Below are 15,810 nucleotides of genomic sequence, written 5' to 3'. Positions count from 1 at the left end.
GCCGATGGCGCCGCTTGAGATCGAAGTCGAATCGTTGCTCGCGCACCTGGACGATTACGCCGAAGACTTCCGCGAGGTGCGCGGTCAGGCGCATGCCAAGCGCGCCATCGAAGTCGCCACCGCCGGGGCGCACAACATCATTCTGTTATGTCCAGAACGCCGGGTTACACCTTGGCTGGTCAGGGCACTATTACTATAAGGCTTTACGGATAGGAAACGGAAGGAGAGGCAAGTAACAAGCTGCCTCTCCTTCCGCAAAGTTAATCGAAGTTGTGTCAGACGCTAATTGGAGTTCTACTGCTTGGCAGGAGCTTTATCTCCAAGATGCCCCGTATGGGGTAGAGCCTTGATGTCATCGTTCAAGTTGTCAGGCACCTCTCTAAAGTCTATCTTAACAACCTCAGCCGTAAATTCATTTCCATCAAGTTCGTGCGTAACGCTGCGGAGTGGGAACCTACCAATTACGGGAGAGAAACTTTGTTCAACCCAATACCCGTCGGCGACTGTCTTCATGACATAGGTGTCGTATCCGAGAAACTTATCCATGCGGACAAATGCCGGATGATTTCGCAGAAAAGCGTGCGAATGAAACTGTCTATTGAGTCGTTCGGGAACCGAGGCGTCCCATGATTTCTCAGCGGCGGGCGTGCTTAATGCTTTGCGCTCATCAGACCCAGCGGGTTTGACAAAAACACCTTCATTCATGCCGGCCAGAACCGATGAAGACGTACCCGAAGTGCCTTCGGCATCATAGGCAAAAGCAGCGGCTTTATCCGTGCCGTGCATTACAACTCTAAATTCGCCGTTGGCTTTCACATATCGAGTGCGCCATGATGTAATCGTCTGTTGGCCATCAGGAGTGGTATGGGCTATATAGTAAACTGCCACAAAAGAACGGGACGGCTCTACATCAGCCCCTCTATCAGCCTCTCTTTTTCGCCAAGCCAGCGAGAGTGAGACGACGCCGATTACAAAAAACACTACGCAGGAAGCCCGAAATATCCTTTGCATGGTCACCCCTCCTAGTTAACATGCGACGGCAGGCATACATTCAGCCGTATAACAAAATTGTGAGTCTTCACAGGTTCCCTGACTATAGAAACACATACATGGGAAGCCTTGAAGACAAGAATCGCTACTGCAATTAATTCTGCAAAAGGCATCATAGAAATAACAATCACCACCGAAACAGGTTACAGGCGGATTGCAGTTGGCTGTACTCTCGATAACGGGCGAGCTGTTAAATAGAAGCACGCCGATTACCATTAAGAAAAAAAAGGCCACATTCAGCAATCTATCTTTCAGCGTGGTGTTGGGTGTCAAGATGTTCTCCTTCCGTTCCTAAAAGATTACTGAGAAGGATACAGCTAAAATCCTTATTTCCCGTTGTTATCATAACTATATTTAAATGTCAACTGGTTTTTATTCTTGGGAGTGACTAAACTGGCATCGGTAAGCTATAAGTGAATAGATGAATCAATGTCCTTATTGCCAAGCGACAACTCGACAGATCAAGGCTGGACTGAACCGCGCCGGCAGCCAGCGTTTTCAATGTCGGGAGTGCAACCGTCACTCCACACCAGAACCCAAACTCAATGGCTACCCCAACGCCCTACGCCGACAGGCCGTGCGCCTCTATCTTGAAGGCACCAACCAGCGGCGCATTGGCCGAATCCTTTCGGTCAATCATCAGTCGGTTGCTAACTGGATCAAGGCTTATCATCAGCAGCTAGACGCTAGCGGCCCTAAACACTCGCATCCTGCTACGGTCGAGACGGCCGAAGTCGATGAGCTGTTGACTTTCGTTGGCAGTAAAAAAAACAAGCCTACATCTGCACGGTCGTAGATCGGGTGAGGCGCTGCATCGTGGCCTATGAGGTCTGTTTCGAGCGCACGCCGAAGCTGTTGCCGTCACTCATTGATCAAGCCCCGCACGCTCTGCGCTACTATTCGGATGCGTTCAACACCTATCGAGAGTTGAGCTACTGGGGCAAGCACACGGCGATGTGGGACAAGAGTGAGACCTATTCGGGAGAAGGGACTAATGCTGACCTGCGGCATTACTTGGCGAGGCTGGCGCGAAAGTCGAGGTGCTTGTCGCGCTGCATTGAGGCGTTGCGACGAGCCGTTGACCTGTTCGTGCATTTCTACAACAAACGCCAGCTACGCAAGCAGGCTTTCCCGAAATACCCGGCCCACATCACTGATGCGCTAACGATGCGTGTTTAGTCACTCCCGCGTCACAAGTGCATCTCAGCCAGCGCACCGGCGACCGCAATAAGGATTCCCCGCTTGGCTTCGGCGATCTTCCGCTTCTCGCTTTTTCGCGGCTCGTCAGATATGTGGCAGGGTTCAAAATCTCCTCGCTCATTTTCCCTGTAAGCGATCTGCATTCTTGGCCTTGAGCTGTCGGTATGACTAACAAACCCCAGCACCCGTGCATCTGCCCCATGCGTGCCCGCCGAGATAGTCACCATCTGAAGCTTACGTTTGAACAAAAAAGCCATTACCGCGTGCCCAGACTCGTGGTATGCGATGTGTTCAGGTGTGTTCATCATAACGGTTGTTCACATCACCAGCGCGCCGCTGTAGGCCGGCAGGGGTAATGGGTTCTTGCCAATCAGCGCCATCGCTATGGTCTTGGCTCGATATCGTCGACGCGCCGCTCCAGGCCGGTGATGCGCTGGCTGTTCTTCACTTCGAGCATGGTGAGTTGCTCCATCAGCCTGGTAGTCTGCTCATTGGCCGAGATCAGCCGGTTAAAGCCTTCCCGCATCTCTTCGCGCATCGCCTCGATGTTGCCGGTCAACGCCTGCACGTCGCCGGTGAGTGAGCCGACCACCTGCGTTAGCTGGCTGATCTGCTCCGAGTGGCGCTCGATGTCGGCACTCATCTTGGCGTGGTGATCGAGCAGGAACTCTATGGCGCGCTCCATCTGTTCGTTGGTCATTTCGCCCTGCCTTTCTTAGCAATGGGTTTTAATGCTGGCCTACCCTGACCGGGATTCACATATCCCGCAACATCACTCTCAGGAATAAGCCAATAACCCGGCCCGGCTGGTGGTGTTTCTTTGACCGCATTAGGGAAACGCCGTTTCCTTTCTGCATCGTCACTGAGCCAAACACGAATGCTTGACGGTGCCGCGCCCGTCAATTCCGACACTTGCTTAACAGTGAGCATCTGACCACCTTTCTTTGCCATAGCGTTGTATCGTACTGCGCAATGGCGGAAACCATCAAGTCGGATTCTAGCCCTTCTGCTAGTTTTTCGACCACTACCATACCAGCATTAACGTTACTTTTGTTTTTTGATGCCGCGAATGTAAGCGCTCGTATCAAGACCAAGGGAGCAGGCAGCGGCGTCCGGCACTACTACCCAATCCATACTGTCTGCGCTGTCGCCGCCGAATGCACCGTCACGGGAGGGGATTCCAATGCAGCCGTTGTCCGCGCAGCTGCACTCGCAGCGCCCCGCCCCGCCTAGCCGCAACCGTTCCCGGACGCTGCCCATACTGTCAGGGGCGCACACACAAAAAGGGAATCGACAAAGGAAAGCAGAGGTATAAATGTATCCGATGCGGGCGGGGATGCTCAGGCCCGATACAGCCAAAGCCGAAGACGACGCACTGGAAGACGAAGCACGCCAGGGCCACACAAGCGGCAATGATGGGCGCGGCGCTACTTGAGCTGATCCGCCGGGCGTTGCCGCCCGGCTTGCCGCCCGACATATGCGAGGACGTACAGCAAGAAATGATCATCGCGGCGCTCTGCGGGGAGTTTGACTTGTCGCAGGCCGCGCGCCTGCACGTCGAGGCGATGAAGGCAAGCCGGCAGGTTGACCCGTTCACCTTCGCGGGCGCGGCTATGCAGCTTGCGACCATCCAGGCAATCGAAGGCGACCACGCCGGCAGCCTGCACCGCTTCCAGTCTATCGGCCCGATGGTGCGCGCCGTCGCGCGGTTGCAGCCGTATCTTTGGCCGTTGTACTGCAACGCGCTGGCGGTTGAGTTGAGCGAGCTTGGCCGCATCGATGAGGCGCGGGCCGCGTCTGCGGTCGCCGTCGCTTCGCCGATTGCAAACGCTTATCCAGAGTGGCAGGAGACCGCCGCCGAATTGAGACAGACAGAGACGGCCCATGTCTCAGTCGTCATTAAGAGGCAAGAGGCAAGAGGCGAAGGGGCCGAGCCGATCATTCATCATTCATCATTCATCATTCATCACTCGACGCCGGCGGCAGGCCCGCGGCTGAGAATGCGACCCGTCATCATCAAATCGCGCGCATCTCCGAGGGCAAGCCCGCGCGCGCCGCCTGTCGTGTTCGAAGTGCTCACAGTCAAGTAGCGAGCCACGAGGCTCACCACAAATGGCGCAGGGCAGGGATGGCCACGCAAGCTCAACCCCTGCCCTGGTCTACCCGCGCACCATTTGAAGGCGCGCAAGGAGCATCAAGAACATGACCAAAGAGAAAACCCAAAATCAAGGCCGCACAGACGCCCGCCAGGCGAGCGGCTTTCAACGGATCGCCGAAGCCGAAATCAGAAAGTGGGTCTGGGGCGTGCCGATTAACAGCCTGGACAAGATCGCCGGCCAGCTCGTCGCAGCCTACGACGCGGGGAAGACGCTCGACATTGACAAGCTGCGCGAGTTGGCCCGCACCACCCGCGCGAAGATGTTGAGCCGCATCATTCAAAACGCCACCACTGGCGTCAAAGAAGGGGACGGCTGGAAGGCGACTGTTGACGCACAACACGCCATCGAGCAGGTCTTCCAACTGTCAGACTCCTACCGCCAGGGCGTTACCCGCTTCATCGAGAACACCAGGCGGAAAGCGAGGTGAGCGGTAGGATGTACGCCACCGGCCCGTCCCTTCCTAGCATCGCGGCGCTTCTGCTTTTACTTGCCCAGTCGATTGTGATATATCTTGCGCCCTAGCAGGCGCCGGAACGTACGCTGGGAGCGGCAAACAAACATATGCAGACACAGGTAGTGGAAGCATCCATATGCATATAAAACCATCTGAATGTAAAGTCATGACCAGCGCACACGCCTGAGGACGCGTTGACCGATAATGAAGATCCAACCGGTTACCCTCACAGGCCGTGCGGTCCGACTGGTACCCCTTAAGCTGGACCACGTCCCCGCGCTCGCAAGCGTGGGCCTGTTTCCAGAACTCTGGGAACTCCAACCCAGGGCCATTGATACGCATGAGGCAATGCTGCGGTACGTCGCCGCCGCTCTCGAGGCGCAGCGCCAGGGGACCGCGCTGCCGTTCGCGATGGTTGATCAAGCGAGCAGCGCGGTCATCGGCAGCACGCGCTATATGGACATCGCGCCGCAGCACCGCCGGCTCGAGATCGGGGCAACGTGGGTGACGCCGGCGTTCCAACGGACGGCGGCGAACACCGAAGCGAAACTCCTGCTGCTGACGCACGCCTTCGAGTCACTCGGCGTCCAGCGGGTGGTGTTCAAGACCGACGCGTTGAACGTGCGGTCACAGGCGGCGCTGGCGCGGATCGGTGCGGTCGAGGAGGCCAGGTTCCGCAGGCATCTGATCGCGGACACAGGACGAGCACGCGACATGGTGTACTACGCGATCCTCTCGGACGAGTGGCTCGCGGTGAAAGCTCGGCTCGTGGGACGTCTGCTCGAGCACGAGCGTCGGCGCAGCGGGGGTGTCGGGGCGCGTTCGCGGGGTAACGAGGGCGAGATCTAACTACAGGTTGCACCGGAGCCGGCGCACACAGATGCTTCGGCTTCGTCCAGCGGGCTCGCGCCGGCCTGGTGAACCTGGGCGTTGGGCTGCTACAGACTCTTTTTGAAGGGCAGTCTGGTGTAACGATCTATCCAAAGGAGAGTGTTATTGATGCATTTACCCATCCTTCAAGTCCCGCAGCTTACCACTGACCGCCTCCTGCTTCGCGGCTTCGCTCCCGATGACTTCGAGCCGTACGCCGAGATGATGGCCGATCCTGATGTGTCGCGCCATCTTATGGATGGGCGGCCACTGACTCGAAGCGAAGCGTGGCGGCAGCTCGCGATGTTCGCCGGACACTGGGTGTTGCGGGGATACGGCCTCTGGGCCGTTGAGGAGCGCCTATCCGGCAAGTTCCTCGGGCGTATCGGGTGCCTGAATCCCGAAGGGTTTCCTGCATTCGAAATCGCCTATACACTCGGACGGTGGGCGTGGGGGAAGGGTTACGCGCGCGAAGGTGCGGCAGCGGCGCTGCGATACGCCCGTGAAACGCTGGAACGCACCGAGATCACTAGTATCATCCGTCCGGCGAACACGGCATCTATCCGTGTCGCGTCGTCGCTCGGTGCCGTTGCGGGCGAGTCAGTCGAGTTCTTCGGCGCACCTTCTGTGATCTACCGTTACCCATGCTTATAGCGAAGGTCCACGAACGCGCGTTTCCAAATGAGCGCAGCCCAACCATGCGTTGCAGCGGAGGCCGCGCAGCGGGCTTCTTACGGTGTCTTTGATGGCCGCTCGTGGCCCCGCTGATGCGTGTTCGTTAGGCTCTATAAGGCATCCACCTATATAAATCTTGCGAGGTAAACAGATGAGCACAGAATTTGATGATTTACTCTCTTCCTACCATCCCAATATCCAGGCCATCGCACGTAGAGTGCGCGCTCTGATCTTTGACGTTGTGCCTGACGTGTCAGAGCATGTCTACCCAGTGCTGAAAGTCATCAGGTATGGATTGGAGGGAAACAAGATGGCTGGATTAGTGTTCTTCCTCATGCCGCACAAAGAACGTGTGAACTTAGGTTTCAATCACGGAACGTCATTGCCAGACCCGAAAGGACTGCTTGAGGGCACGGGAAAGAATCTGAGGCATGTGAAGCTGGGGGATGAGGAGGCAGTAAGTAATCCGGCGTTGCGTGGGCTGCTTAAGGCGGAGCTATTGGAGGCGAGGCGTCGGCGGCATGGACGCGCCTAACAAAGGCAACCAGCGGAGGCCGCGAAGCGAGTTTCACGGGGTTCCACCAGCGTTACGCGCGGCCCCGCTGAACACGAGCGTTATGCGTCTAAAGGAAGGAGAGAGTCGTGATTGAGGCCCTCATTGGTGTCGCGGTAGGTGTTCTCACGATAGTCTCGGCACGGATCATTTGCGGGCAGCATTGGTTGTATTCATTAGGTCTGCTCACTCTGCCTGGCTTATACGCATTCTTTGCACTACAAGCCGGTGAGCAGGCTGTGGGCGTCAAAGAAATGATCTACGGTATTCCGTTTGTTGTAGCCGGGCTGATCTTTGCCTTTGTGAGCGTGCGTCAGTCAGCGGTCGTGGTCGGTGCATTCTGGATACTTCACGGGCTGTACGACTTGACGCATAGTCAGTTCATCACGAACGCTGGCGTTCCTGATTGGTATGCCGTTTTCTGCTTCTCGGTTGATGTTGTGATCGGTGCATATCTACTATGGCTGTCGCGTCGTATCCCCAATGCTAATCTTCGCCAGGCGTAAGTCGTGGCTTGCCATTTTCGGGCTGCTGATTATTAATGCCTATTCTTCCTCTCAGTGCGTGCCTGTGGTGGCTGCACGTTTACGACGAAGGAGGGCATCGAGTCCCCAGTCGCCCGCACCCTGCATCGCCATATACAGAAAGATGAAGCAGAACAACACGGCTGGCATCCCCTGATTCTGGAGCGGCCACCCGCCGAGCGGCGCGTGAAACTGCCAGTATGCGACCGCCATCATGCCCGAAAGGATAAATGCAACAGGTCGGGTGAACAGGCCGAGCATAATCAAGATGCCGCCGAAGAACTCCAGCACCCCGCCGATGCCCGTCTGCGAGATCAAAGGCGGCGGGCTGGGCTGGTCGGGCATACCGCCGAACCAACCGAACAGGATCACGCAGCCAGCCTGAGAGAATAGGAACCCCGCCACGACGCGGAGTAGAAAGTATGTGACGTGCGCGGCAAGGTTCATGTTCATTTCATTTTTGTCCTTCAAAGGCATAGGCAGACATTAGCAGATCGTTCGCTTCTACGGCGCCAGTTCATCTCTAGCATTGCAACCAACCGCCATGCTCCCCTTAACTTTCTTAGCTGATTGCTTTGATGCAGTTAGGCGAGTTATTGCCCGGCGAATTTACCAGCTTCGACACTGGATGAGCTTGCATCTCTTCCGCAGGGTAGGGCTGCAATAGGCTCCGCAGGACTTCTGTGTCCTGCACCTGCGGGTCAAGCCATAAATCCTCATTCTCCTTCGGAATGATAACCGGCATTCGTTCGTGAATGGGCTTCATCGTCCGCTCCGTTACATATTAGCGCACTTCGCCTGCCCTTTATGCTGGCCCCGTCAGATAGAAGCACCGTCAGAGCGACTTACTTGAAATCATAGGCAAAGCCCAGTAATGCACCGACTCTTGGGCTGCCGGGGAAACGCCCTCCAAGTACACCAAAGGCCAGGGCGAATTGTTTATTGAGAGCGTAATTCCCGCCAACTTGAATTTCCAACTGCCCTTTGCTTAATTGAAAGTTGTTGGTTACCGCGCCGAAGACTTCTACCCCTAATCTGAGCTTTGACGTGAAGTCGTGAGTGATCGAGCTATTACCAGTGAAGACCTGCCCTTTTGTCGTACGAACGCCGACCAGACCGGTGGAGGTATTCCCGGCAAAAAGGATGCCAGCATTTAACCTGCATTTGGTTTTCTTGGTCAGTGACTTCTGCGCTACCCCATAGAGCCAGTAATCGGTCACTCCTGAACCTAACTGTTTTGAGGTGCTTCCGGTCGGGGCCTCCAGATAAAAGACAACGGCCATTGCCGGAAGCCGGGAGCCATCACGCTCCTCATAGAAGCGATACTTGATCCCGAACTGGGTATCGCCGATTCCTATTGGATTGCCTAACGGGGAGGTGTTGGCGTTGAAGACGGTCAGAAGCGGCGCATTAATGTCCAGTTCGATCCTCTTAGTAAGGCCGCAATTGAGGGTGAAGTTGGCGTTGTTCTGTCTCTTAGCCGGGTAGAGAGTCTTTTGCAGGATGTCCTGCTCATTGAAAAATTCAAAGTGAAACTTACCTGTGTCCGTTGTGTCTGCATCATCGGTGTAGAAGGGAAGCTGGCCCCGTACAGTCGGGGGAAAGAGCAAAAAGAGTACGCTGAAAGCAAGGAGCAGCTTGATCTCGAAAGTCGCTCGGTGATAATCCACTGAACATTAGTCCCTAAATGATGTCCCAAGCGTCACGATAAACAGTATAAAGGCTCATCGTCTAAATTGACAAAATAGCGATGAAGCACCTTACTACAAGTGTGTTCCAGCGGAGGCCGCGCAACGTAATCTTGATTGCTCATCGTGTGAGCGAGGCGGGCCGACGTAGTAGCCTTTAGCGGGGCTGTCCGGTTCGCCTCTTTTTTCGACCTCATTGAGCGTAACCCATTACGATGTGCCTGTAGCCAGACATCCGATTGGGAGATTTTATCCTTTCATCGACTGTTGTATAATTGCCCGGCTTTCTCAAGCACAGTCCGCTTTGCTTCGGGCCGGACGGCCATTTTGATTCTGCTATTTCCAGCATCTAGAAGGTACGGCATGACGCAGAAAAGTTTCGCCCCGGCGCGTCGGCAGCAAGACCTCTACATCTTTCCCCGACTGGCTATGGCAGCCAGCCTCGCGCTCTGGCTGATCCCCAACGCAGCCGGTGCGCCGCCGCCCGCCGCCAATCCTGAACCACAAGCGGCGCAGAGTCCCAACGCCAATCCTGATGAACAAGACCAGATCAACCAGACCTTCAAAGCATTTGAGGGGTTGCTGACGATCACCAAGGACGCGGACTCGATGAATGGTCACTTGCGAGTCAGGCTGGAGTCCTGGCGTGAGGCGCAGGCGGCATGGGAAAAGGCATATGCGGCGCTGCCATCTTCCCTTAAAAGCTTAAAACGCTGCGCGGTGCCGCTCGCTGCAGCCAGGGGGATGATTGAACGAGCGGATAATCTCTTCCGCCAGGCGCGGGCTAGCTCAGACGCGATGCGGGGGGCGGACCTGCTCATACGGCATCAGAAACTTCTGAAGCAGGCCGAAGACCGGTTGCAGCGGGCAGAGCGTTGCTATCGTGCCCTGCGAACCGCCTATCTGAAAAGCGGAAAGATAGGCATTCATTCGCAGGTCAGAATGGCTGGCGAGCCGTAGCTGATGGCGAGAGCTACTCTAGCGGTACGCGCAGGGAGAGTCGGCTTCGGCCTTTACCCCACGTCCGTTTTGCAAGTTTAAGGAGGTGTCTTATGTCGAAACGGTTCCATCGGATGTTCGCGCTTCCCGGTTTCCGCATAGGCGCAGTGCTGCTTTTAGTAAGCGGCATGCTGATCGGGCAGGAGCGCCGCCCACCCGTCCTCAGAGGAGGAGCCCAACAGGAGCGCCGCCCGCCCGCCCCTAAAAGAGGGGCTCAGCAACAGGACGAGCTTCCGGACGAGTATTCGATTATCACAATATTAGCGACCGAATGCCGCGAAGCGCGGAAGGCTCTCGACCTGTATCGCGAAGCGGCTGCCAATCCTGAGCTGGTGATGTCAGACCGTTGGCAGACTGTAGAGGATAGGGCCTATCAAGCCCTGGCGTCGTGCTTCAGTTGTCCGATGGGAACCTTGAAGATCGGCATCGAGCTGTTGAGGAGGGCGCAAATTGCCCGCCCGAACCCACGGGCGCGTGGCGAGGTGTACGAGCGGCTGATATTTTTCACGTCCGGGCAAAGCCCGGCACGGCGCCCCGTCTCACTGCAAGCCTTCGATCAGGCCGTGCAGAGGTGGGAGCAAAAAATACAAGGAATTCTCCAGGAGGCTGAGGAATGTTTCCAACAATCCTGCGTCGAGACTTTGCAGCTCCTTACAGACGGCGCCTCCGGGTGGCGGCCTGATGTGTCGGCGGATCAAGCCCCCTGCCAACAGCATCCGCTTCAGAACCCTTTATACCTGCGGTATATCGGACAGGCCGACAGCTCCGCCCCTTTACGAAGGTCCCCGCAGCCGAACACCGAGGAGCAAAAAGCGATCATAGCGACCGTGGAGGGTGACCCGACGCGTTATCGCAGCATTAATGAGCGGAGCCGCTATTATGATGCCGTCACCCGCATCCTTGCGAGTGACCCACGCACTAAGAACATCAGCTTCTTTCGAGCAGCCAACAAAGTGACTGACCGCCGAAATCTGGGTGCCGTCGAGGAGTTTCCTGGGGCAAATATCCATAACGAGGCCTCTAAGGAGTTGATTCTGGCTATCAATGAGAGGCTGTTCGCCGCTAACATGGCGGTCATCAGAAGGCTCTTCGAGAGCGGATGCCCGATGGACCCCTTTAGACCGCAATCGGGGCCGATCCCGCCCTTACAATTCGACCTTCGCATGGTCGAGTTTGAGCAGGGCAATGTGCAGAAAATCCTTGATGATCCGGCCAACCGTCGTTTGGTGCAGGAGGGCATGCAGGACATTAATAATGACCTGAACCTGAACGGTGGCTGGGACTTGTTCAGACCATTGGCCAATGCGTTGAATATCCCGTATAAGAGACCAGTTGAGTGGGCGAAATCCTGCCTGGGGAAAAAGGACTTAGACTTCAGCAATCTGAGCCACCGGGTGGCAGTCGGCAAAGCCCTCATTTTCATGCGGGATTTTGGTCCGGGCGAAGAGGTACGGGCGAGATATTGCGAATACATGAGAAGCGGCCAGTAATGGCGGTAAAGGATCAGCCCGGTAAGGGTATTTACAGCTCAACACGCCGTATAACTACAGCCCCAATGGGGCGCGGCAGCGCAACCATCATTGCTCATCGGGACGGGCAGCCACGCCGTCTCGTTAGCGGGAAGTGACCTGCCGGCTTTTGTCCCCGCGCTCGCCGCCATTCTCCTGGCCCGCCTTCACGCGCTTGTGACGTCTGCGGTGCTCGGCAGCAATCCGGGCTATGACTTTTTGCTGTACGTCCCGCCGACACGTTAGATCATCCACGTACTGCTGGATGTCACCCAGCCACCAGCGCTTCGTCGCATTCCGGCTGTCGCCGAGCGCGATGGGCGCGGGGAGTTTCAACTTGCGCCAGTTCGAGAGGACGGTCTTCGCCGTCAGGCTGAGCAATGCGCCGACATTCTTAGCATCAATCAACATGTCCGGCTTGCCGTTGTGCAGATAGATGATTCTCGGCGTGCCGGGTCAACGCATCGTCCGACAATCCAAACTTCCGCGCTATCCCGCTCTTCGACCCGTTCTCACGCAAAATGGCCAGGTTGATGTCGTGTGCGTCGGGGTGCATACAGACGGTACATCGGCGGGGCATAGAGCGCCTTCCTTGCCGTGGATCACGGGCGAACGGTTAACGACGACGACGACCTATCATCGGCGGCATTCGCCCTTAACAAAAATTTGAAAATCGCCAATCGCGTACCCACTGGTACCATCAGGAGTCCCGTTTCCTTTGGGGCCGGGTGGCCAACCCTACCCCGTCCAAGTTTACAATTCTGATAAGCCCGAAGAAGGAGCGCCACACGTCTGTTTGGGAATCATAAGAGCACTCGCTCCTGAGCAGTCGCAGACACGCAGCTCAATATCAACGACGTGAAACTCACCGGTCCGCGATGAAGACGGCACGAACCACTTTGGCGGGTCCGGCTCACTGACGACTACCGGGCGCGAGCCGAGCACCAACAGAACGAAGCGCGCGGCGTCATCGCGGCCCACCCACTTGCGCAGTTGCTCGTAGGCTGTCGCCTCATCGCCTTTGACGGTGAGCGATTTCGCTTTGCGCCTCTGTGACATTTTCTTGACCGGGCTATCCCGTAATGGAGCGTATTAGGGCGAAGTTGAGCGCTCCATCAGGCGGCTGCAACCGCGTGAAAGTGTAGTGGTTTGCGGTGAGAACGTAGCGGGCGCAGAATCATTCAACTTGGGTGTATCACAATCCTGCCGCCCCGACGACAGATGACCGACAATAGAGCCCGCCCACCACCGGTTTTCATTTGTTGTCCTGGGAACACGAATTGCAAAATCATTCCTGTCGCTCTTGTGAAAGGGCGAAGTCAACGTTTGAGCATAAAACTTGGAGGAGCAAAACCCTGACGATGAGCCAAGACGTGAAAGAGATGACGGATGAGCAAATCCTTGACCGTATCGTGCGGCTCGGATTCGATGGCGATCCGCAGCGCTTCGAGGCGTTCAAAGCCGAGCTGCGCGAAGGGCTGCCCGCAGGCACAGGCGTCGCCCTGCGCGGCAGCGTCGTCACCAACGAGAAGTTTAAGGATGGCCGACCTTTTGACGCTGACGGCAAAGGCACGAGTGATCTGGATGTGACCCTCATCGGCGGTGAGGCGATGAAATGTTGGAACGATGATGAGTTCTATATTCCGACCCTGCACACCAAACCGCTCGGAGATGAAGCGCCGCATATCGCGCCGAACTTAAACCCGCTGCGCGAACGGCTCCAGCGCTTCGTCGGGCGGCCGGTTAACTTTCAAGCCACGTCGAACATCATCATGTTCGCGCGCGACGTGCTGTTCGACGAGCCTTACTTCGTCATCATCGATGCGACGGAGAATTCGTAATGCTGCGGTCTTCTCACCTGGCTTGCGAGTTCTTTTCAAAGCACTGATGCACCAGCTCGGCGCCCATCTGCTGAAGCACTTCAGGCGGCACGTCCGCCTCATGAATCTCGCGAAACTCGAAGCGGATCGTCCCTTCGGGCTCGCCCGCCGGGTTCCCCGTCGCCAGTAAGTAACCATACACATTGGTCCGTGCGGCTTTGGCGTCACTGGCATTCTTAGGCAAACTGTAGCGCACCGCGCCGGCGGTGCCGATGATCCAGCCGGGCAGGACCCCGCCATGCGCCCGCAGGTATTCGGTGTTGAAAATCCCGTCCATGAAGAAATGCGAGTGGCTGGCTAGCACATAAACTTGCTTGAGGCCGCGATCCCGCAAGGCGAGCAGGCGCGCATACAAGCGCCTGCCGCTCTCCAAGCCCACAGGGTAATCGCTCATGCTGTGGAAGGCGGCGATGCTGTCGGGCAGCGCTTGATGCATGCCGACGACCACCGCTTTGATGTTCGGGTTGGCCTCGTCGCGTGCCAGGACGGCTTCGGCCCAGACCAACTGTTCGCTGTCGAACTGATCGGGCGTGGCGTTATCGAGACTGATGAAGTCGACGCCGTTCTGCACCCAATGAAAGTAAGCCTTGAGCCGGTGGTCGCGCGGGTTGTCGAGCAGCCGCTGTTCTTTCAGCACCGGCGCATTCAGCCAGTCGGCGAACTGCGACAGGTATTCGGCGCGAGTCTTGGGCGGGATCGTCTCATGGTTGCCGATGCCAAGGAAGACCGGCACGTTGAACCGCGCGACCTGATTTTGAATGAAGTCGTCCCAGGCCGTCTGCTCATATCGGATGATCGATAACGGCGCGGTCTGCGGGCGGCGCTGCATGTCTTCATCGAAATCGTAGATGGCGCGGAAGTCGCCGAGGTGCCAGTAGAACTGCGACTGGTTGCCGTTGACCTGGCGGGCGATGGCCGGCATCACGATGTCGCCGCAGTTGCGCGAGTCGCCGGAAACGGCAAAGCGCCATTCCCGCGCGCCGCCGGTTTGCGCGGGCGGCGCATTGTTGCTCTGCCCGACAACCTGCGACAGGCCGGCGCTGCTGACGAGAAAGAGACCCAGGAGGAGAAGGGGCATACGGTATCTTGTGTTATTCATCGCCCCGCAGTATCACCAAGGCGAGTGACTTTTTCAAGGCGACACGGACTTTCTCGCGGGCCTTAGAGTTTGAAAGCGGGCGTCGGTTCTGTGTATGATCTTCGGCTTGGTTCATCACTATCTAAAAGCATCGGAGAAAAACTATGACAGACTTCAGGCTCCTCACAGGCAAATCGGCAATCGTCACCGGCAGCGGGCGCGGCATTGGCAAGAGCATCGCCACGCTCTTCGCTCAGCACGGCGCGTCGGTCGTCATCAACGACATTGACGCGGAGGTCGCCGAGGCGACGGCGAAAGAGATTAACGACGAGGGCGGTCGCGCCATCGTTTGCGCCGGCAGCGTCACCGACCCTGAGTTCCCCGACCGGCTGGTCAAGACAACCGCCGAAGCCTTCGGCGGCATTGATGTCATCGTCAACAACGCCGGCTACACCTGGGACGCGGTGATTCAAAACATGACCGACGAGCAGTGGTACGCCATGATCGATGTGCATTTGACGGCGCCGTTCCGCATCATTCGCGCGGCGACGCCTTATATGCGCGAGGTCGCCAAGCAGGAGATGGCCGAAGGCCGCCGCGTGCAGCGCAAGATCATCAACATCTCTTCGACTTCGGGCGTCGCCGGCAATCCCGGCCAGGTGAACTATTCCGCCGGCAAGATGGGCATTGTCGGCGTCACCAAGACGCTGGCGAAAGAATGGGGGCGCTTCAACATCAACGTCAATGCCGTCGCCTACGGCTTCATCCAGACGCGGCTGACGCAGGCGAAAGAGAAGCAAGAGAAGATCACGCGCGGCGACAAAGAGGTCGAGCTGGGCATCCCGCAGTCCATGATCGATATGGCGAAGAATTTCATCCCGCTCGGACGCGCCGGCACGCCGGACGAAGCCGCCGGCCCTGTGCTGTTTCTGGCCTCGCCGCTTTCGGACTACGTCACCGGCGCGGTGGTCCTGGTCACTGGCGGATCATATGTGTGAGGAAGCAGGAGGCAGGAAGCAGGAGGCAGTTTTCAGTCCCGTAGGGACGCCATGTTTATAGTCACCGGGGATAACAAAGAACCAGGCCCCGTAGGGGCGATATGTCAACATTCCGCTCCTACGGAGCTTGAAGAACCAGCCGACTCGATAACTATAAACATCGCGCTCCTAACG

Annotated in this window: 23 protein-coding genes; 13 read left to right on the top strand and 10 right to left on the bottom strand. The window is 57.0% G+C overall.

The window, feature by feature from the left end:
• Nucleotides 1–199, top strand: a 199-nt coding sequence (locus VJ464_18035) for an ATP-binding protein (protein HKQ07035.1), incomplete at its 5' end; no start/stop codon positions are given.
• A 95-nt stretch (nt 200–294) separates the two neighbouring features.
• On the opposite strand, the gene VJ464_18030 is transcribed toward VJ464_18035, so the two are convergent.
• Nucleotides 295–1,011, bottom strand: a complete 717-nt coding sequence (locus tag VJ464_18030) for a hypothetical protein (GenBank protein ID HKQ07034.1) — start codon at nt 1,009–1,011, stop codon at nt 295–297.
• A gap of 460 nt (nt 1,012–1,471) precedes the next feature.
• Between VJ464_18030 and VJ464_18025 the strand changes: the two genes are divergently transcribed.
• Nucleotides 1,472–1,846, top strand: coding sequence for a helix-turn-helix domain-containing protein (locus tag VJ464_18025; protein HKQ07033.1), 375 nt, complete (start codon nt 1,472–1,474; stop codon nt 1,844–1,846).
• A 20-nt stretch (nt 1,847–1,866) separates the two neighbouring features.
• Complete coding sequence (locus tag VJ464_18020) at nt 1,867–2,229, top strand: IS1 transposase (GenBank protein ID HKQ07032.1); 363 nt, start codon at nt 1,867–1,869, stop codon at nt 2,227–2,229.
• Between the two features lie 11 nt (nt 2,230–2,240).
• Here the strand turns inward: VJ464_18020 and VJ464_18015 are convergent, their stop codons facing one another.
• The 3 genes from VJ464_18015 to VJ464_18005 all read right to left on the bottom strand — a co-directional run bounded on the left by VJ464_18015 (nt 2,241) and on the right by VJ464_18005 (nt 3,201).
• Nucleotides 2,241–2,558 (bottom strand): hypothetical protein, encoded by a 318-nt coding sequence (locus VJ464_18015; protein ID HKQ07031.1) that lies wholly within the window; start codon nt 2,556–2,558, stop codon nt 2,241–2,243.
• 74 nt (nt 2,559–2,632) lie between these two features.
• A complete protein-coding gene (locus tag VJ464_18010; GenBank protein ID HKQ07030.1) occupies nt 2,633–2,950 on the bottom strand; it encodes a hypothetical protein in 318 nt (105 codons plus the stop codon).
• Nucleotides 2,947–3,201 carry a hypothetical protein gene (locus VJ464_18005; protein ID HKQ07029.1) on the bottom strand — a complete coding sequence of 85 codons (255 nt, stop codon included), beginning with the start codon at nt 3,199–3,201 and terminating at the stop codon, nt 2,947–2,949. Before VJ464_18005 ends, VJ464_18010 begins: the two co-directional genes overlap by 4 nt.
• Before the next feature lie 461 nt (nt 3,202–3,662).
• On the opposite strand from VJ464_18005, the gene VJ464_18000 reads away from it, so the two are divergent.
• From VJ464_18000 to VJ464_17975, 6 genes are all read left to right on the top strand, one after another.
• Nucleotides 3,663–4,340: a hypothetical protein gene (locus tag VJ464_18000; protein ID HKQ07028.1), complete on the top strand. Its 678-nt coding sequence runs from the start codon at nt 3,663–3,665 to the stop codon at nt 4,338–4,340.
• A gap of 112 nt (nt 4,341–4,452) precedes the next feature.
• Nucleotides 4,453–4,836 carry a hypothetical protein gene (locus tag VJ464_17995; protein HKQ07027.1) on the top strand — a complete coding sequence of 128 codons (384 nt, stop codon included), beginning with the start codon at nt 4,453–4,455 and terminating at the stop codon, nt 4,834–4,836.
• Between the two features lie 231 nt (nt 4,837–5,067).
• Nucleotides 5,068–5,712: a GNAT family protein gene (locus VJ464_17990; GenBank protein ID HKQ07026.1), complete on the top strand. Its 645-nt coding sequence runs from the start codon at nt 5,068–5,070 to the stop codon at nt 5,710–5,712.
• A gap of 150 nt (nt 5,713–5,862) precedes the next feature.
• Nucleotides 5,863–6,387: a GNAT family N-acetyltransferase gene (locus VJ464_17985; GenBank protein ID HKQ07025.1), complete on the top strand. Its 525-nt coding sequence runs from the start codon at nt 5,863–5,865 to the stop codon at nt 6,385–6,387.
• A 172-nt stretch (nt 6,388–6,559) separates the two neighbouring features.
• A complete protein-coding gene (locus VJ464_17980) occupies nt 6,560–6,943 on the top strand; it encodes a DUF1801 domain-containing protein (GenBank protein ID HKQ07024.1) in 384 nt (127 codons plus the stop codon).
• Between the two features lie 107 nt (nt 6,944–7,050).
• Complete coding sequence (locus VJ464_17975; GenBank protein HKQ07023.1) at nt 7,051–7,467, top strand: hypothetical protein; 417 nt, start codon at nt 7,051–7,053, stop codon at nt 7,465–7,467.
• A gap of 51 nt (nt 7,468–7,518) precedes the next feature.
• On the opposite strand, the gene VJ464_17970 is transcribed toward VJ464_17975, so the two are convergent.
• The 3 genes from VJ464_17970 to VJ464_17960 form a co-directional block, all read right to left on the bottom strand.
• Complete coding sequence (locus VJ464_17970) at nt 7,519–7,938, bottom strand: DoxX family protein (GenBank protein ID HKQ07022.1); 420 nt, start codon at nt 7,936–7,938, stop codon at nt 7,519–7,521.
• A gap of 109 nt (nt 7,939–8,047) precedes the next feature.
• Nucleotides 8,048–8,251, bottom strand: a complete 204-nt coding sequence (locus VJ464_17965; GenBank protein ID HKQ07021.1) for an SOS response-associated peptidase family protein — start codon at nt 8,249–8,251, stop codon at nt 8,048–8,050.
• Nucleotides 8,252–8,330: 79 nt separating this feature from the next.
• Entirely contained in the window at nt 8,331–9,155 is an 825-nt protein-coding gene (locus tag VJ464_17960) for a transporter (protein ID HKQ07020.1), read from the bottom strand.
• Between the two features lie 381 nt (nt 9,156–9,536).
• On the opposite strand from VJ464_17960, the gene VJ464_17955 reads away from it, so the two are divergent.
• Both VJ464_17955 and VJ464_17950 read left to right on the top strand, forming a co-directional pair.
• Nucleotides 9,537–10,133, top strand: coding sequence for a hypothetical protein (locus VJ464_17955; protein ID HKQ07019.1), 597 nt, complete (start codon nt 9,537–9,539; stop codon nt 10,131–10,133).
• A gap of 92 nt (nt 10,134–10,225) precedes the next feature.
• On the top strand, nt 10,226–11,662 hold the full coding sequence (locus VJ464_17950; protein HKQ07018.1) for a hypothetical protein: 1,437 nt from the start codon (nt 10,226–10,228) through the stop codon (nt 11,660–11,662).
• Nucleotides 11,663–11,785: 123 nt separating this feature from the next.
• Here the strand turns inward: VJ464_17950 and VJ464_17945 are convergent, their stop codons facing one another.
• Together VJ464_17945 and VJ464_17940 are read right to left on the bottom strand one after the other, a co-directional pair.
• The gene (locus VJ464_17945) at nt 11,786–12,091 is read right to left on the bottom strand and encodes a hypothetical protein (protein HKQ07017.1); all 306 of its coding nucleotides are present in this window, start codon (nt 12,089–12,091) and stop codon (nt 11,786–11,788) included.
• A 342-nt stretch (nt 12,092–12,433) separates the two neighbouring features.
• Complete coding sequence (locus VJ464_17940) at nt 12,434–12,739, bottom strand: hypothetical protein (protein HKQ07016.1); 306 nt, start codon at nt 12,737–12,739, stop codon at nt 12,434–12,436.
• 302 nt (nt 12,740–13,041) lie between these two features.
• Between VJ464_17940 and VJ464_17935 the strand changes: the two genes are divergently transcribed.
• Entirely contained in the window at nt 13,042–13,521 is a 480-nt protein-coding gene (locus VJ464_17935) for a hypothetical protein (protein HKQ07015.1), read from the top strand.
• A gap of 13 nt (nt 13,522–13,534) precedes the next feature.
• On the opposite strand, the gene VJ464_17930 is transcribed toward VJ464_17935, so the two are convergent.
• Nucleotides 13,535–14,638, bottom strand: coding sequence for a metallophosphoesterase (locus tag VJ464_17930; GenBank protein ID HKQ07014.1), 1,104 nt, complete (start codon nt 14,636–14,638; stop codon nt 13,535–13,537).
• 164 nt (nt 14,639–14,802) lie between these two features.
• Here VJ464_17930 and VJ464_17925 point away from each other — a divergent pair, with 164 nt between their 5' ends.
• On the top strand, nt 14,803–15,636 hold the full coding sequence (locus tag VJ464_17925; GenBank protein HKQ07013.1) for an SDR family NAD(P)-dependent oxidoreductase: 834 nt from the start codon (nt 14,803–14,805) through the stop codon (nt 15,634–15,636).
• Nucleotides 15,637–15,810: the final 174 nt, after the last annotated feature.

The organism is Blastocatellia bacterium, from assembly GCA_035275065.1.
Taxonomy (GTDB): Bacteria; Acidobacteriota; Blastocatellia; order UBA7656; family UBA7656; genus DATENM01.
Note: the sequence above shows the minus strand (reverse complement) of the source record. Positions and strands in the feature narration are given on the sequence as shown.